The 14501-nt window shown below is 34.1% G+C and carries 17 protein-coding genes; 12 read left to right on the top strand and 5 right to left on the bottom strand.

Annotated elements, in window-relative coordinates:
- The first annotated feature begins 224 nt into the window (after positions 1-224).
- From H0Z29_05360 to rnc, 12 genes are all read left to right on the top strand, one after another.
- Positions 225-1547 (top strand): GTPase, encoded by a 1323-nt coding sequence (locus tag H0Z29_05360; GenBank protein ID MBO8130931.1) that lies wholly within the window; start codon positions 225-227, stop codon positions 1545-1547.
- Positions 1548-1604: 57 nt separating this feature from the next.
- Positions 1605-2021, top strand: coding sequence for a nucleoside-diphosphate kinase (gene ndk / locus H0Z29_05355; protein ID MBO8130930.1), 417 nt, complete (start codon positions 1605-1607; stop codon positions 2019-2021).
- 19 nt (positions 2022-2040) lie between these two features.
- Complete coding sequence (locus tag H0Z29_05350) at positions 2041-2826, top strand: SPOR domain-containing protein (GenBank protein ID MBO8130929.1); 786 nt, start codon at positions 2041-2043, stop codon at positions 2824-2826.
- A gap of 12 nt (positions 2827-2838) precedes the next feature.
- Positions 2839-4047: a hypothetical protein gene (locus H0Z29_05345; GenBank protein MBO8130928.1), complete on the top strand. Its 1209-nt coding sequence runs from the start codon at positions 2839-2841 to the stop codon at positions 4045-4047.
- Between the two features lie 136 nt (positions 4048-4183).
- Positions 4184-4684 (top strand): DUF177 domain-containing protein, encoded by a 501-nt coding sequence (locus H0Z29_05340; GenBank protein MBO8130927.1) that lies wholly within the window; start codon positions 4184-4186, stop codon positions 4682-4684.
- 10 nt (positions 4685-4694) lie between these two features.
- On the top strand, positions 4695-4877 hold the full coding sequence (gene rpmF, locus H0Z29_05335; protein MBO8130926.1) for a 50S ribosomal protein L32: 183 nt from the start codon (positions 4695-4697) through the stop codon (positions 4875-4877).
- A gap of 64 nt (positions 4878-4941) precedes the next feature.
- Positions 4942-5940 carry a ketoacyl-ACP synthase III gene (locus H0Z29_05330; protein MBO8130925.1) on the top strand — a complete coding sequence of 333 codons (999 nt, stop codon included), beginning with the start codon at positions 4942-4944 and terminating at the stop codon, positions 5938-5940.
- On the top strand, positions 5941-6870 hold the full coding sequence (gene fabD / locus H0Z29_05325) for an ACP S-malonyltransferase (GenBank protein MBO8130924.1): 930 nt from the start codon (positions 5941-5943) through the stop codon (positions 6868-6870).
- A complete protein-coding gene (fabG, locus tag H0Z29_05320; GenBank protein MBO8130923.1) occupies positions 6858-7607 on the top strand; it encodes a 3-oxoacyl-[acyl-carrier-protein] reductase in 750 nt (249 codons plus the stop codon). Before fabD ends, fabG begins: the two co-directional genes overlap by 13 nt.
- 14 nt (positions 7608-7621) lie before the next feature.
- The gene (locus H0Z29_05315) at positions 7622-7858 is read left to right on the top strand and encodes an acyl carrier protein (protein MBO8130922.1); all 237 of its coding nucleotides are present in this window, start codon (positions 7622-7624) and stop codon (positions 7856-7858) included.
- Positions 7859-7872: 14 nt separating this feature from the next.
- Entirely contained in the window at positions 7873-9111 is a 1239-nt protein-coding gene (gene fabF / locus H0Z29_05310) for a beta-ketoacyl-ACP synthase II (protein ID MBO8130921.1), read from the top strand.
- Positions 9112-9114: 3 nt separating this feature from the next.
- Positions 9115-9819: a ribonuclease III gene (rnc, locus tag H0Z29_05305; GenBank protein ID MBO8130920.1), complete on the top strand. Its 705-nt coding sequence runs from the start codon at positions 9115-9117 to the stop codon at positions 9817-9819.
- Here rnc and H0Z29_05300 read toward each other — a convergent pair.
- The 5 genes from H0Z29_05300 to H0Z29_05280 are packed head-to-tail and all read right to left on the bottom strand — an operon-like array spanning position 9816 to position 14501.
- Positions 9816-10400, bottom strand: a complete 585-nt coding sequence (locus H0Z29_05300) for a bifunctional nuclease family protein (GenBank protein MBO8130919.1) — start codon at positions 10398-10400, stop codon at positions 9816-9818. The genes rnc and H0Z29_05300 overlap by 4 nt on opposite strands.
- 52 nt (positions 10401-10452) lie before the next feature.
- Positions 10453-11520 carry a bifunctional phosphoglucose/phosphomannose isomerase gene (locus tag H0Z29_05295; GenBank protein MBO8130918.1) on the bottom strand — a complete coding sequence of 356 codons (1068 nt, stop codon included), beginning with the start codon at positions 11518-11520 and terminating at the stop codon, positions 10453-10455.
- 20 nt (positions 11521-11540) lie between these two features.
- Positions 11541-13262 (bottom strand): phosphoenolpyruvate--protein phosphotransferase, encoded by a 1722-nt coding sequence (gene ptsP / locus H0Z29_05290; protein ID MBO8130917.1) that lies wholly within the window; start codon positions 13260-13262, stop codon positions 11541-11543.
- A 3-nt stretch (positions 13263-13265) separates the two neighbouring features.
- A complete protein-coding gene (locus tag H0Z29_05285) occupies positions 13266-13532 on the bottom strand; it encodes an HPr family phosphocarrier protein (protein MBO8130916.1) in 267 nt (88 codons plus the stop codon).
- Complete coding sequence (locus H0Z29_05280) at positions 13533-14501, bottom strand: polyprenyl synthetase family protein (protein ID MBO8130915.1); 969 nt, start codon at positions 14499-14501, stop codon at positions 13533-13535.

Below are 14501 nucleotides of genomic sequence, written 5' to 3'. Positions count from 1 at the left end.
ATTATTGCAAAATGCCTTCTCAAAGTGTATACCATGTCCCTGAATCAGACAAATTCATACGAACCTATCATTGAATTACACAAAATATTTAATTAAATTATTTAGTATTTTGATTGGAAAAATTTAATTAATCTAAGATTTAACTAATGTACTTGTCCGGCAGGTGGATCAGTAATCTTGTAACTAACCATCTGATTTAAAATTATATAAAAGTAGGTGAAAAAATGAGGAGGAAAAACATACTAATAATGGGAGCTGCAGGGAGAGATTTTCATAATTTTAACGTATGCTTTAGAAATAATCCCAATTATAATGTGGTAGCATTTACTGCTACCCAGATACCTAATATAGCTGGTAGAAAATACCCAAAAGAATTAGCAGGTAATCTGTATCAAGATGGTATTCCAATCTATGGTGAAAAAAACCTTGAATTTTTGATAAGTAAATACAATATAGATGAAGTTGTCTTTTCCTACAGCGATGTTTCACACGAGTATATAATGCACAAGGCATCTCTTGTAATAAAAGCTGGTGCGAACTTCAAATTACTTGGTTCCAATTCAACAATGCTGAAATCATCAAAACCGGTAATTGCAATATGCGCTGTTAGAACAGGTTGCGGGAAAAGTCAAACTACTAGAAAAGTTGCCTCAATACTTAAAGAAATGGGGTACAAAATAGCAATAATTCGTCATCCAATGCCATATGGAGATTTAAAGAAGCAAATATTACAAAAATTTAACTCAGTAGAGGATTTTAAAAAATACAATTGCACTATCGAAGAAATAGAAGAGTATGAACACCATATTTTAAACGGCAATACTGTATATGCTGGGGTAGATTATGAACTGATCCTAAGGGAAGCTGAAAGAGAAACAGATATTATACTCTGGGATGGGGGAAATAATGATATCCCATTTTATAAACCTGATCTCTACATAACCATCGTAGATCCTCACAGGGCAAATCATGAAGTAAAATATTTTCCAGGTGAAATAAACTTTATTGCTTCTGATGTCATAATCATAAACAAAATAGATACTGCTAATCCTATGGATATTCAAGTTGTGAGGGACAATATTAGCAAATATAATCCAGACGCGATTGTTATAGAAGCTGCTTCACCTATAATAGTAAATGAATATAAGAAGATAAAAGGAAAAAACGTCATTGTTGTTGAAGATGGACCAACTCTAACCCATGGAGAAATGAGTTATGGTGCTGGAAAAATAGCTGCCGAAAAATATGGTGCAAAAGAGATTATTGACCCCAGACCATGGTTATCTGGGAAAATAAAAGAGACATTTCAAAAATATCCAAATACTGGTAATATTATCCCAGCTATGGGCTACAGCGGGAAGCAAATCGAGGATTTAGAGAAGACAATCAATCAGATACCTGCGGAATTAGTAATTACCGGAACACCGATAGATCTCTCAAAAATTATCAAAATAAATAAACCCATGGTAAGGGTATATTATGATATACAAGAAATTGGATATCCAGATTTAAAAACGGTTATAAAAGATTTCTTAAATAAAAAGTAAAAAAAGATTTTTGTAAGATAAATCAGCTTATACTATATTTAAATAAAGGAGTTCTTTATGAATTACACTTTATCGATTTTAAAACCTGATTGCATAGAGAGAAAACTTACAGGTGAAGCTATTGACTTTATCTTAAAAAAAGGATTTGAAATAAAAGCAATAAAGATGGTTAAATTAACTAAACAGCAAGCAGAAGATTTTTATTCAGTTCATAAAGGAAAATCTTTCTTCCCAGATTTGATAAGATATATGACTTCTGGACCTGTAATCGTAATGGTCCTAAAAAAAGAAAATGCCGTTGAAGAATTTAGAAAAATAATTGGAGCTACTGATCCTAATGAGGCTGAAGAGGGCACCTTAAGAAAAAAATATGGTCTGGATGTAAGAAAAAATTTTGCTCATGGGTCAGATTCAGTAGAAAATGCAAATAAAGAGATTGCTTTTTTCTTTCCCCTGATTGAAATTATGGTATGAAAAATATTCAGGGGGAAATATGAAAAAATTAATTGGCTTAATGACGATCATTTTTTTAATTGTAAGTTTTTTGTTAATCATTAGCTGTGCTAAAAAAGAGGTAATACCAGGATATGTTGGTGAACCAATTCACCTCGCTGCAAAGATTAGTTCTCCTTCAGATACAGTAGGATGTACCTTTAAATGGTCGTTTGTATCAAAGCCAGAAGATAGCAACCTTGATGTCTTATCTTTTCAACCGACAAGCAGAAATTTCAATATTTACTTTGTCCCTGACGCTCCAGGTGAATATGTCGTTGAAAATATTATTTACGATCCAACAGGGAAAGAAAAAAAGAAAGATACTTTCATCTGTCAGGTAATTGAAGCGACACCAACCGAGGAAGCACCGGAAACAGTTACTGCTGAACCTGCTATACCAGAAGAAGAATTACCAATGGTAGAGGAAGAAGTTGAAGAAGCTCCAGCTGCAAAAGTAATATACGAAGAAAAGCCAGCACCAGAAAAAAAAGAAAGAATTGTTGCAAAGGGAATTCCCATTGTCTCTGGAAAATACACAATACAGTTATCCTCATGGAAAACATACAACGGTGCTAAGAAGGCTCTTGACGAAGTAAAGAAAAATGGTATTGATGCTTACATTCAGAAGGCATATATTCCAGAACTTGGTGGAATATGGTATAGAGTCAGAACAGGCTCTTTTAGCACATATAGCGAAGCAAAACAATCACTAAAACAACTGCAGAATCTTTTAGGTTGTAAAGATCTATGGATAGACTTTATGAGAAAGGATTACAGTGAATAATGGAGGTGTAAAATGATTAAGTTATACTTTGATGTTAGAGATGTTTTCAGAACTCCAAGATTAGCGCTAAGTGGTAAAAAGATCTGGGTTAACCTTCTTGGGTTATTCATTGGTTACATTGTATATTTTATTTCCTCTTACCTGGCTTTATTATTAAGCGGACAACCTTTATCTGAAATCTGGACTACTCATTACCTATTCCCATGTTTATTTAACAGCTCTATGACAATAACATGGTATTCTTGGGTTATTTACATCATAGGCATCATCATCTGGGGGTTAATCTTTTTACTTGCACAGACAGCAGTATCAAGAATCACTTACAAGCAACTTAAAGGAGATGAATTCTATTCCTCCGGAGACAGTTTCAAATTCGTTAAAAAACACTGGATAGCCCCAATTATGGGACCTGTTTCAATAATTTTAATAATTGCGTTTTTCATTGTTCTCGCAATAATTGCGGCATGGATAGCAAAATGGCCAGTGCTTGATATTATTTTCTTTGGAATACCATACCTCTTATATTTTATTGTTTCGGTATTTGTTGTCTATACAGCAGTGGTTTTTATTGTTTCCATGCTTATATCACCTTCAGTTGTGGCTACTGCTGAAGAAGATACTATGGAAACTGTATTCCAGAGTTATTCCACCTTATGGTCTCAACCATGGAGACTAGTTATTTATGAAGCAATTGTGGGGGCATTATCGGCCGTTGCTACTTTTGTATATGGATGGGCATTAATACTGGGTTATAGATTAATAAATTTTGTTTTTGGACAAAGCTGGTTGATGGGTGGTAAGCTAAGTAGAATAATTGAAACAGCAACTTCCTACATATATGGTACTCATTCACCTTTAACACCCAGTATCTCAAAATTCTTCAATGTATATACACCTTCTTCCTTAGGTTTTTCTTCATCTCCGGTACTAAGTACAACTGAAGCTATAACTACAACTATAGTAGCAATATTCCTTCTGATAATAGCTGGCACAGTCATATCCTATCTATTTACGAATTTTACGGTAGGACAAACATTGATTTATATAATATTAAGAAAGAAAAAAGATGATGAGAATCTGATTGAAAGAAAAGACGAAGATGAGATAGAAGAAGAAGAAGAAGAGGGAATAGAGGAAGAAAAGAAAGAAGAAAAAGAAGAAATCAAAGAAACGGAAGAATCCGAAGAAGGAAAATCCGATAGTCGGAATTCCGAAAGATAGTTGACATTAATCCAAAATTATAAATAAAATATGTTTGAAATTGGGCACCTTAATTAACAGGTGCCTTTTCTTATGAAATTTACTTGATTATACCAATGTGTAAATCTAAATTAGTATGACTTTTTGGTAATAGGTTATGATAATTAGACTTAACTCATTAAAAGAGGGATACCAAGAAATAACAATGCCCGTTAATATATCTGAAATTGATATTATTGAAGAGGAATTTATTTATCCTGTAAGCATCACTTTAAAAATTGAAAAATTCAAGTCCCAGATAAATATACATGGCACATTACATACAGAACTTGATCTTGTATGTGATAGATGTTTAGAACATTTCAAATATAAAATTGATCCGGAATTCATTGTAATATTTAAAATATCACCCAATAAAAAGTATGATATGGCAGATGAGATTAAAATAATTTCACCTTTTGAAAACAATCTCGATATAACACAGGATATAAAAGACTCTCTTTTACTTAGTATCCCAATGAAAAAACTGTGTCATCCTGATTGTAAAGGTATATGCCCTGGTTGTTTTGTGAATTTAAATTATGAAGAATGCAAATGCATCGAAAGTCCAATTGACCCAAGATGGGATGTATTGAGCAAGTTATTTTCCAAACAGTAAGGAGGTAAAATTGGCACAACCAAAAAGAAAAACATCAAAATCAAGAAGAGATAAAAGAAGAACCCATTGGAAAGCTGAACCTGTTACAACAGTGGCTTGTCCAAACTGTAAGGAACCAAAGCTACCACACAGAGTCTGTCCAAACTGTGGATACTATAATGGAAAACCTATTTTAACCGTCAAAGAGAAATAAAACTAAATAAAGGGTAAGTTTATTATTAAAACTTTATAAAACCAACTAACGGGGATGGAATCAGATGAATAAGCGGAGGGCAAAAATAACTGCATTAGGAAAATTTATACCTGAAAAAATACTTACAAACGCCGAACTTGAAAAAATGGTTGATACATCTGACGAATGGATAAAAACTAGAACAGGTATTGAAAAAAGGCATATTCTAGAAGATGACAAAGCAACAAGTGATATGATTGCTTATGCTTTTGAGAACATGAAAAAAAACTTCAAAATTAATCCTGAAGAAATAGAATTAATTATAGTAGCAACAATTACCCCTGATATGTTTTTCCCATCTACAGCAGCACTCACACAGAATAAAATAGGTGCAACCAATGCCTGGGGATTTGATATATCTGCTGCATGTTCAGGATTTCTCTATGCAATGGAAATTGCCCGTCAGTTTATCGAAAATGGAACCCATAAAAAAATACTTGTAGCGGCGGCAGAAACCCTTAGTAGGATAACCGATTATCAAGACAGAAATACCTGCGTACTTTTTGGAGATGGAGCCGCTGTGGTTTTAGTTGAACCTACTGAAAATAATGAAGATACTGGGGTAATTGATTCCATACTTAAAATGGATGGAAACGGAAAGGACTACCTCCATATTTTAGCTGGTGGGAGCAAACATCCTGCTTCAAATGAGACTATCAAAAAAAGAATGCACTACATTTACCAAGATGGTAAAACAGTATTTAAATTTGCTGTCAGTCGTATGGCTGATGTATCTCAGGAAATCTTAGAGAGAAATTCCCTATCAGGAGAGGACATTGCTCTTTTCATACCACATCAGGCAAACAAAAGAATAATAGATGCATGTGCTAATAAGCTGAAACTAAAAAAAGAGCAGGTTCTTATAAATATACACGAATATGCTAACACCTCAGCTGCAACCATTCCAATTGGTCTTGTAGACGCTTTTGAACAGGGTAGATTGAAAAAGGGTAATTTAGTACTGTTATCGGCTTTCGGTGGAGGATTTACATGGGGAAGTATGTTATTAAAATGGGGAATATAAATGAGTAAAATTGCCTTCATATTTCCAGGCCAGGCATCACAATATGTCGGAATGGGAATAGATTTTTATAATAAGAGTAAAATTGTAAAAAAACTATACGACTGTGCAGAAGAAAAATTTAATTTTTCTCTAAAAGAGATATCTTTCTACGGTTCACTTCGAGAGCTAACCGAAACAAGGGTAACCCAGCCCGCTATTTTCGTATTATCAGTCGCAATATTTCAAGAATTAAAATATCGCAATATTGTTCCAGATATGGTTGCAGGCCACAGCCTTGGGGAATATTCTGCAATAGTTGCCGCTGGATGTATCTCTTTTGAAGAAGGTTTAGAACTTGTTAAAATTAGATCCGAGCAAATGCAAATTGCATCAGAAAAGACACCTGGTACAATGGCGGCTGTCGTAGGACTTTCCTATAATAAGATAAAAAGTGTACTTTCAGGGACAAAACTATCTGGCGTCTGCACCATTGCAAATTATAATTCACCAGTACAACTTGTCATTTCAGGTGATAAAAAAGCTATCCAGAATGCAATGCTTGCACTTAAAAATGCCGGAGCAAAAAGGGTTATAGAGTTATCTGTTGGAGGAGCTTTCCATTCCCCTTTGATGGAACCCGCTTTCAAAAAAATATCAGAAACAATAGATTCTATTGAATTTAAAAAACCAGAAGTTCCAATATATATGAATGCCACTGGATTACCAACACAAGATGTGAATGAAATAAAACAAAGGCTAAAAGAACAACTTACATCACCTGTACTATGGACGACTATCATTGAGAATATGGTAGAAAATGGTGCGAAAAGATTTCTTGAAGTGGGTCCAGGTAAAGTTCTTCAGGGACTAGTAAAAAGAATAAATCCAAAAGTCATTGTAAAAGGAGTTGGGACATGGGAGGAGCTGGAGAATTTCAAATGGGAAGAATAGACCTAAACGATTACGTAAGTCTTATCACAGGCTCAGGCAGGGGAATTGGTTATACAACTGCAAGAAAGCTGGCTGAGCACGGCTCAAAAGTTGTACTATCAGACTATGATGAAAAAAGTTTGGAAAACGCCTCTGCTGAATTTAAAAAACTTGGATTCGATTTTATCTCAATCTCTTGCGACGTTACAAAACCTGATCAGGTAAATAGTATGGTTGATAAAATTTTAGAAAAATTTGGTAAGATAGACATCCTTGTCAACAATGCTGGTATCACACGGGATACTTTGATCATTCGAATGAATGAAGAACAGTGGGATCAGGTTCTAAATACTAATTTGAAAGGAACTTTTCTGGTGACACAAGCTGTAAGTAAAATAATGGTGAAGCAAAAATTTGGAAGGATCATTAATATTAGCTCTGTAGTAGGTATCACAGGTAATGCTGGGCAATGTAACTATTCTGCGAGCAAAGCTGGTGTAATTGGATTTTCAAAATCCATTGCGAAAGAATTGGCTTCAAGAAATATCACTGTCAATGTAATTGCTCCTGGATTTATAGAAACCGAAATGACAGCGGGATTACCAGATAATATAAAGCATGATTACTTAAATAAGATTCCTTTAAAAAAGGCAGGTAAGCCTGAAAATGTTGCCGATGCAGTTCTATTCTTTGCAAGTCCCCTAGCTGAATACATTACAGGACAGGTACTTAATATTGATGGTGGCATGGTAATGTAAAAAAGGAGGTAAAAATGGATTACTTAGAAAAAATTAAAGACATTGTAGCAGAAAAACTCGGTGTAGAAAAAGAAAAAATTACACCTGAAGCTTCTTTCATCGATGATCTTGGTGCAGATTCATTGGATACGGTTGAATTAATAATGAAAATGGAAGAAGAATTTGGAATTGAAATACCGGATGAAGAAGCTGAAAAATTAAGAACTGTTGGTGATGTCATCGAATATCTAAAAACAAAAGTAGGGCAGTAAAAGAAAAAAATACTATGGGTAAAAGAGTTGTTATAACAGGAATCGGAGTAATAACTCCAGTCGGGAATAGTGTTGAGGAATTCTGGAATAGCTTATTAAGTGGGAAAAGTGGTATTGATTATGTTAAAGCCTTTGATCCTATAGATATTCCTACAAAAATAGCGGGCGAAGTTAAAAACTTTAATCCAGATGAGTACATCGAACCAAAGGAAGCCAGAAAGCTTGACAAATTCACCCAGTTCGGATTCGCTGCAGCAGTCCAGGCTATCAAAGATGCAGAAATAGATTTTAAAGATATTCCAGCTTATAAAATTGGTGTCGTAACTGGCTCTGGGATCGGTGGTATCGGAACACTTGAAGCCCAACATCAAATAATGCTAAAAAAGGGGAAACGATTCGTTAGTCCATTTCTAATCCCGGCTATGATTCCAGATATGCTACCTGGCTATATTTCTATACGATATGGTTTAAGGGGACCAAATTACTCCGTTTCTTCCGCCTGCGCTTCTTCTGCCCATGCCATAGGGATTTCATATCAGCATATAAAAAATGGTGACGCCACTGTTATTGTAACAGGCGGTGCGGAGTCAAGCATAACGCCTCTATCATTTTCCGGTTTCTGCAATATGAAGGCTTTATCAACTAGAAACAATGAGCCGCAGAAAGCAAGTCGACCATTTGATAAGAATCGTGATGGCTTCGTTATGAGTGAGGGAGCAGGAATTTTAATACTTGAAGATCTGGATCATGCTGTAGCTAGGAACGCAAAAATATATGCAGAACTATCAGGCTTTGGATTTACTGCCGATGCCCACCATATTACAGCACCAGATCCCGAAGGGAAAGGTATGAAAGAAGCAATGGAAATGGCAATAGAATCCAGTGGAGTAAGTAAAGCAGATATACAGTACATCAATGCTCATGGTACCTCGACTCAGCTGAATGATAAGATTGAAACCAAAGCAATAAAAGAATTATTTGGAGAGCAGGCAAAAGAAATTAATATTAGCTCAACAAAGTCGATGACTGGTCATCTTCTAGGTGCTGCTGGTGCTGTGGAAGCCATAACTCTTACACTGGTTATTAAATATGGTAAAATACCACCTACAATAAACTACGAAGAACCCGATCCAGAATGTGATTTAAATTATACCCCTAATAATTTTGTTGAACGAGAAATAAAAGCTGGTTTGAGTAATTCCTTTGGTTTCGGTGGTCATAATGCTTCAATAGTTATAAAAAAATTCCAATAAAAGTTGACTATATTAAAAAACATATTTAAAAACCCCAGTTTTGAAATAGAAGCAAAACTGGGGTACGTTTTTAAAAATAAAAAACTTCTTAAATTGGCTATTACCCATAAATCAGCTGCTTCCAGAAGAGACGAATCATACGAAAGATTAGAATTTCTTGGTGATTCGGTATTACAACTCATAATCACAGAATTTATTTATAAAAGGTTCCCGACAAAAACCGAGGGAGAATTAACAAAGTATAGATCTGCAATTGTTAATAAATACAATCTTTATATAATTTGTAAAAAATTAAGCCTTATAAATTATCTGATGGTAAACCACAATGTTGATTTAGAAAAAGAGTCCACACTTGTCAATCTCTCCAACAGTTTATTAGAGGCAATAATTGGAGCAATTTATATTGATGGTGGTTTTAAAAAAGTAAGAGAATTCATAAACAAAAAAATTATCCAGAATATCGATCTGGATGATATATTAGACTCCTTTAATATAAAGGGAAAGCTAATAGAAATATGTCACCAAAGAGGAATAAAAAAGGTAAAATTTCGCACCATCTCAAAAGGTCCTGATCATGATAAGACATTCAAATCTGTGGTCTATATTAACAATAAGGAAATTGGAACTGGAACTGGTAAGACAAAGAAATTTGCTGAGGAAAATGCAGCAAAAATGGCTTTTAAAGAAATAAAAAAATTAAGTGATTAATTTTTCTCCGACTCCTTTTCCAGCTTATTTATTTCATCACGGATTTTTGCAGCAAGTTCATAATTTTCCTCATCTATCGCCTTTTGCAACTTCAACTGCAATTCAAATATTTTACTCAATTTGTCATCTGATTCAATCTCTTCCATATTTTGTATGTTATCCTCATATTTTTTCCTTCTTACCAGCTGTCCAGCCTCTCTCATTACCTTTTCTTCAACGTAAATCGGAGCATTTGCTCTCAACGCTAAAGCTATAGAATCGCTTGGTCGCGAATCAATTTCAAAAATAGCTCCATCATACATTCTTTCTATTATTACCTTAGCATAAAATGTCCCTTCGATCAGATCAGTAACAATCACCTCTTTTATTTCCGCATCAAGAGATTTCAAAATGTTGATGAAAAGATCATGACTAAGAGGTCTCGGCATTGTAACCTTTTCTAAAGAAAGAGCTATTGCCTGTGCTTCGAAAACCCCTACAATTATAGGTAATTGTCTAAATCCGGAAATCTCCCTCAGGATAATTGCATATCCTTTACTCGGAGGGTAAAATACTATCTTATCTATCCTTACTCTAACCATATCAACCAATATGCAATATATAATATGTGACAGCTTCAGTCAAGTATTAATTTTATTGAGATAAAGATTTTTTCAAAATATCTATCTTTTGCACAGGTGTTGGATCAGTTTCAAACATTATAGCAATATACCATGAGATAAAATCTCCGAGATAAACAAGATATAGCCATCTTTCAAGCAATGTATTCCCTTTGGAATTCACTTCAATTACTTTATTCGGTAATAACTCATCATTTTTATCCACAAGGAGCTTCTTTGTGATATTTTGCCTTAATTTTATTCTATCATGATCTCCAGAATCCTTCAGGAAAACTATATTGAAATTTTTTAATAGTTCCTTAAGGTTCTCCCAGCCGACTATTTCATTGTGATTCATTTCAGGGAGCGAATTATAATATGCAAGTATCTTGCTATTTTCAGAAAACTGGGTTGTCCATCTGCGTGCTATTACATCGGTTGAATCAGCTACTCCATAGATAATAGGTATTCTATTCATCAGAGATAGAGCTAATTCATATGGGTAATTTGGGCTATTTTCAAGATCAAACCTTTCCGCACATTCGTCAAGAAAATCAATCGAGTCCTCAATTTCTTTTGTATAATTGTCAGGAATATAACCCATTTTATTTAAAAGAAATACTAATGGCACAAATAAGTAACCAAAGGCTGTCCTTGGTGGATATCCTTTCGGCACTTCGATAAAAGCTATCCTCTCTTCTCGACTTATTAGCTGATCATACATATCTTTTATCTTTCCATCACTTGAAACGCAAACAACACGTGCCTTTTTCTCAACCGCTTCATTAAAGCAGGAAATTGTCTCTTCAGTGTTACCTGAATAGCTAACTAAAATTACCAGTGAATACTCATCAACATAACCGGGCAAGGTGTAATTTCTCACAACTTCAATAGGTATTTTCAAATCTCCTCGCAAATAATTTTTAACGAAATCCCCGCTTATGGCGGAACCCCCCATTCCACAATAAACAATATTATTAATATCAATCTTTTTATTAAGTTGTAGCCTTTTCCCTATTTCTATGGCTTCTCGTATTTGTTGTGGGAAATTTTGAAGGATACTATACATGTTTTCTAAATCAACACTTAGATTTAAACTCATATCAACCTCCCTTTCACCTTTCAGTTACTCATTATTTCATCATACTTAGCCTTTAATATTTTATAAAGAGATAGAATATTTGTCTCAGAAAGAATTAATTTTTCCATCTTTCTTACTTCCTTAAAGCTGATTCTGGAAATTAAGTCTACCACTGTTTTGAAAGCACTTAAATTTATACTAATTGAATCGATACCAATAGCAATTAACCCAATTAGTGAAATTGGATCAGCAGCCATCTCACCACAGACATAGACAGGTTTTTTATGAGTTTTACCTACTTCTACCACTTTCTTTATGGCTCTAAACATTTCGGGATGATAATGATTCTTTATCATATACTCGTCTCTTCCTTTCCCAAGCAAATATACGGCAAGATCATTCGTCCCTATACTCATGAAATCAACTCTTTTGGCAATTTCTTCCAAATTTTCAATAGCTGTTTTTGTCTCTACCATAGCACCAATAGGAATATCTGTACGACAACCAAGACTCTTACAATCAGTCTCATTCATAACTTTTCTAAACAATTTTATTGAAGCATCTATTTCATCTACCTTTGAAACCAGAGGCAGGAGTATCCTAATCTCTCCATTTTTTGATGCCCTTATAAAACTTCGGAATTGCGTTACAAGTAGTGAAGGATTTTCAAGCATAAAACGAACACCACCAACATCTTCCAAAACTTCCATTCCTTTCAGAGCTGTTATATCAAGAATATCAAGTATTTTATCTCTTCCAAAATCGAATACTCTGAAGGCCACTGGTTTCCCTTTCATATGTAATAAAACCTTTGTGTATAACTCAAATTGCTCATCTTCATCAGGTATTGCATTTTTCTCAAAGCAGATATACTCAGTCCTAAATAATCCTATTCCTTTGACCGATGATATGTTTATTAATTTTACTTCCTCAAAAAAACCTGCATTAACATAAATATCTATCTGTTTCCCATCTTTTGTTTTATGTTCCTCTCCTTCAACTCTAAAATATTTTATCTTAGTTATAAATTTTTTTCTCCGTTCTTGATATTCGTGTTCCAAAATAGGGTCAGGATCTATTATAACCTGTTCATTGTCCGCATCAAGAATTACATTACTATTTTCGTTTATTTTGTCGATATCTACCCCAGAAATATAAGGTATATTTAATGCCCTCGCCAGAATCCCGGTATGGGAATCAAATCCACCATATCGTGTTATCACCCCTAATATATCCTGATCATGCAAATGTATTAAATCAGAGGGACTCATCCTCTCACAAATAACAATAGAGGGAGTTTGTATCTTAGGTAAATTATACTTTTCATTAAATATTAAATGGTGTAGAACTCTTCTTTTTATATCGTTAATATCTATCACTCTTTCACTTTGATACAAAGATCCGGTATTCTTTAACATGTTTTCATATTCTGTCATTATCTCATGATAAACCCAAGCAATATTTTTTTTTGATTTTCTTATTCTCCTAAAAACCTCCTTTATCATTTCCTCATCAGCCATAGCTACTAGCTGAGAATCTATCAATTGTAACTGATCATCTCTTAGTTTACCCTTCAACAGAGACTTTAACTCCGTCAATTCAGTTATAGCTTTACCTATAGCTTTTCTAAACTTTAAAATTTCCAGAGGTATTTCATCATTTTTTATATACGTTCTTGGGACAAGATAATTTGTCCTTTCAACATAATAAACAGGACCTATAGATACCCCTGGAGATATTTTGTGCCCTTTCAGCTTTTTCATCTCTTATTCCATATTAAATTTATTGCCAATTAATCTTATTATACCCTCCATTGCTTCTTTCTCGTCAGGACCATCGGCTTCTATTACTACCTCAGCACCAGGTTCAATTGCCAGTATCAATATTCCGAGAATACTCTTTGCATTTGTTCGAACACCATTATATATAATATATATCTCGGAATCATATTTGCTCGCTTCATTTACAAGAGCAGTAGCAGGTCTTGTATGTAGTCCGTATTTGTTCAAAATCTTTACTTTCTTTCTTATCATTCAGTTTTGACGGTTTGATAAATAATCAATAAATGCTATCAAGTCACTTTTAAGATTTATGGGAAAGTTTCCGATAGCCAATTTAGCCTTTTCTAAATATTCACGTATTAAGTTTACAGCGTTTTGAATAGTACCAGAGTCTGAAAATAGATCAATAATAACTGTTTTGTTATCAGAATTAGTAATCAAATATTCACAAAAATTAACCCTTTCTGATTCGCTCAGCTTTTCCATATAATCGACAACTAAAAATGTCTTTTTCCCACTTTCAAGATCACTTTTTAAACTTTTCCCCATTTTTTCTTCTGTAGAAATTACCTCAAGTAAATCATCCTGTATCTGAAATGCAACACCAACGAGTCTTCCGAACTCTTCAAGCTTCTGTAGTATTTCAGCGTTCTGTACTGCCAAAATACCCCCAAATTTACAGGCAGTGGCAATTAACCTACCAGTCTTTTTTTCAATCATTCTCAAATATTCACTTTTAGAAATATCATATCTTTTTTCAAAATCCATATCCATTTGCTGACCATCGCATATCTCTAGCATCGCATTACTTAACTCCTCAACAAGCAAACCAGAGACATTCCTTGGAGCTTTTGCAAGTTCCCTAAATGCTAACGACATCAAAGCATCACCAGCAAGTATAGCAGAGTTAATTCCAAATTTTTTATGGACGGTCTCCCTTCCCCTCCTATAGTAATCACTATCCATTATATCATCATGGATAAGAGTAAATGTGTGAAGAATTTCAATTGCAAGCGCTGGATGAATAAGATCAGTTAATTCAGCCCCAAAACCGGAACCAACAAGTATTAATAGGATAGGTCGGAGTCTTTTACCCTTTGAAGATAGGGAATAGTAGACCAGATCACTTATTGCATCAAAAACCAGATTCCCTGCTATAGAATCCATCTGATTATCTATAAATTCCCTTAAATTTAAAATTTTTGCCTCAAAATCTTTCAA

The organism is Candidatus Neomarinimicrobiota bacterium, assembly GCA_017656425.1.
Classification (GTDB): domain Bacteria; phylum Fidelibacterota; class UBA2242; order UBA2242; family B5-G15; genus JACDNV01.
This window is presented reverse-complemented; position numbering and strand designations above follow the sequence as displayed.

Bases quoted from the DNA above. Each gene is read 5' to 3' on its own strand.
- H0Z29_05360 (MBO8130931.1), top strand. From the start codon at position 225: ATGAGGAGGAAAAACATACTAATAATGGGAGCTGCAGGGAGAGATTTT.
- H0Z29_05345 (MBO8130928.1), top strand. From the start codon at position 2,839: ATGATTAAGTTATACTTTGATGTTAGAGATGTTTTCAGAACTCCAAGA.
- H0Z29_05315 (MBO8130922.1), top strand. From the start codon at position 7,622: ATGGATTACTTAGAAAAAATTAAAGACATTGTAGCAGAAAAACTCGGT.
- ptsP (MBO8130917.1), bottom strand. From the start codon at position 13,262: ATGAAAAAGCTGAAAGGGCACAAAATATCTCCAGGGGTATCTATAGGT.
- H0Z29_05295 (MBO8130918.1), bottom strand. From the start codon at position 11,520: ATGAGTTTAAATCTAAGTGTTGATTTAGAAAACATGTATAGTATCCTT.
- fabF (MBO8130921.1), top strand. From the start codon at position 7,873: ATGGGTAAAAGAGTTGTTATAACAGGAATCGGAGTAATAACTCCAGTC.
- fabD (MBO8130924.1), top strand. From the start codon at position 5,941: ATGAGTAAAATTGCCTTCATATTTCCAGGCCAGGCATCACAATATGTC.
- H0Z29_05340 (MBO8130927.1), top strand. From the start codon at position 4,184: ATGATAATTAGACTTAACTCATTAAAAGAGGGATACCAAGAAATAACA.
- H0Z29_05300 (MBO8130919.1), bottom strand. From the start codon at position 10,400: ATGGTTAGAGTAAGGATAGATAAGATAGTATTTTACCCTCCGAGTAAA.
- H0Z29_05330 (MBO8130925.1), top strand. From the start codon at position 4,942: ATGAATAAGCGGAGGGCAAAAATAACTGCATTAGGAAAATTTATACCT.
- ndk (MBO8130930.1), top strand. From the start codon at position 1,605: ATGAATTACACTTTATCGATTTTAAAACCTGATTGCATAGAGAGAAAA.
- H0Z29_05350 (MBO8130929.1), top strand. From the start codon at position 2,041: ATGAAAAAATTAATTGGCTTAATGACGATCATTTTTTTAATTGTAAGT.
- fabG (MBO8130923.1), top strand. From the start codon at position 6,858: ATGGGAAGAATAGACCTAAACGATTACGTAAGTCTTATCACAGGCTCA.
- H0Z29_05285 (MBO8130916.1), bottom strand. From the start codon at position 13,532: ATGATAAGAAAGAAAGTAAAGATTTTGAACAAATACGGACTACATACA.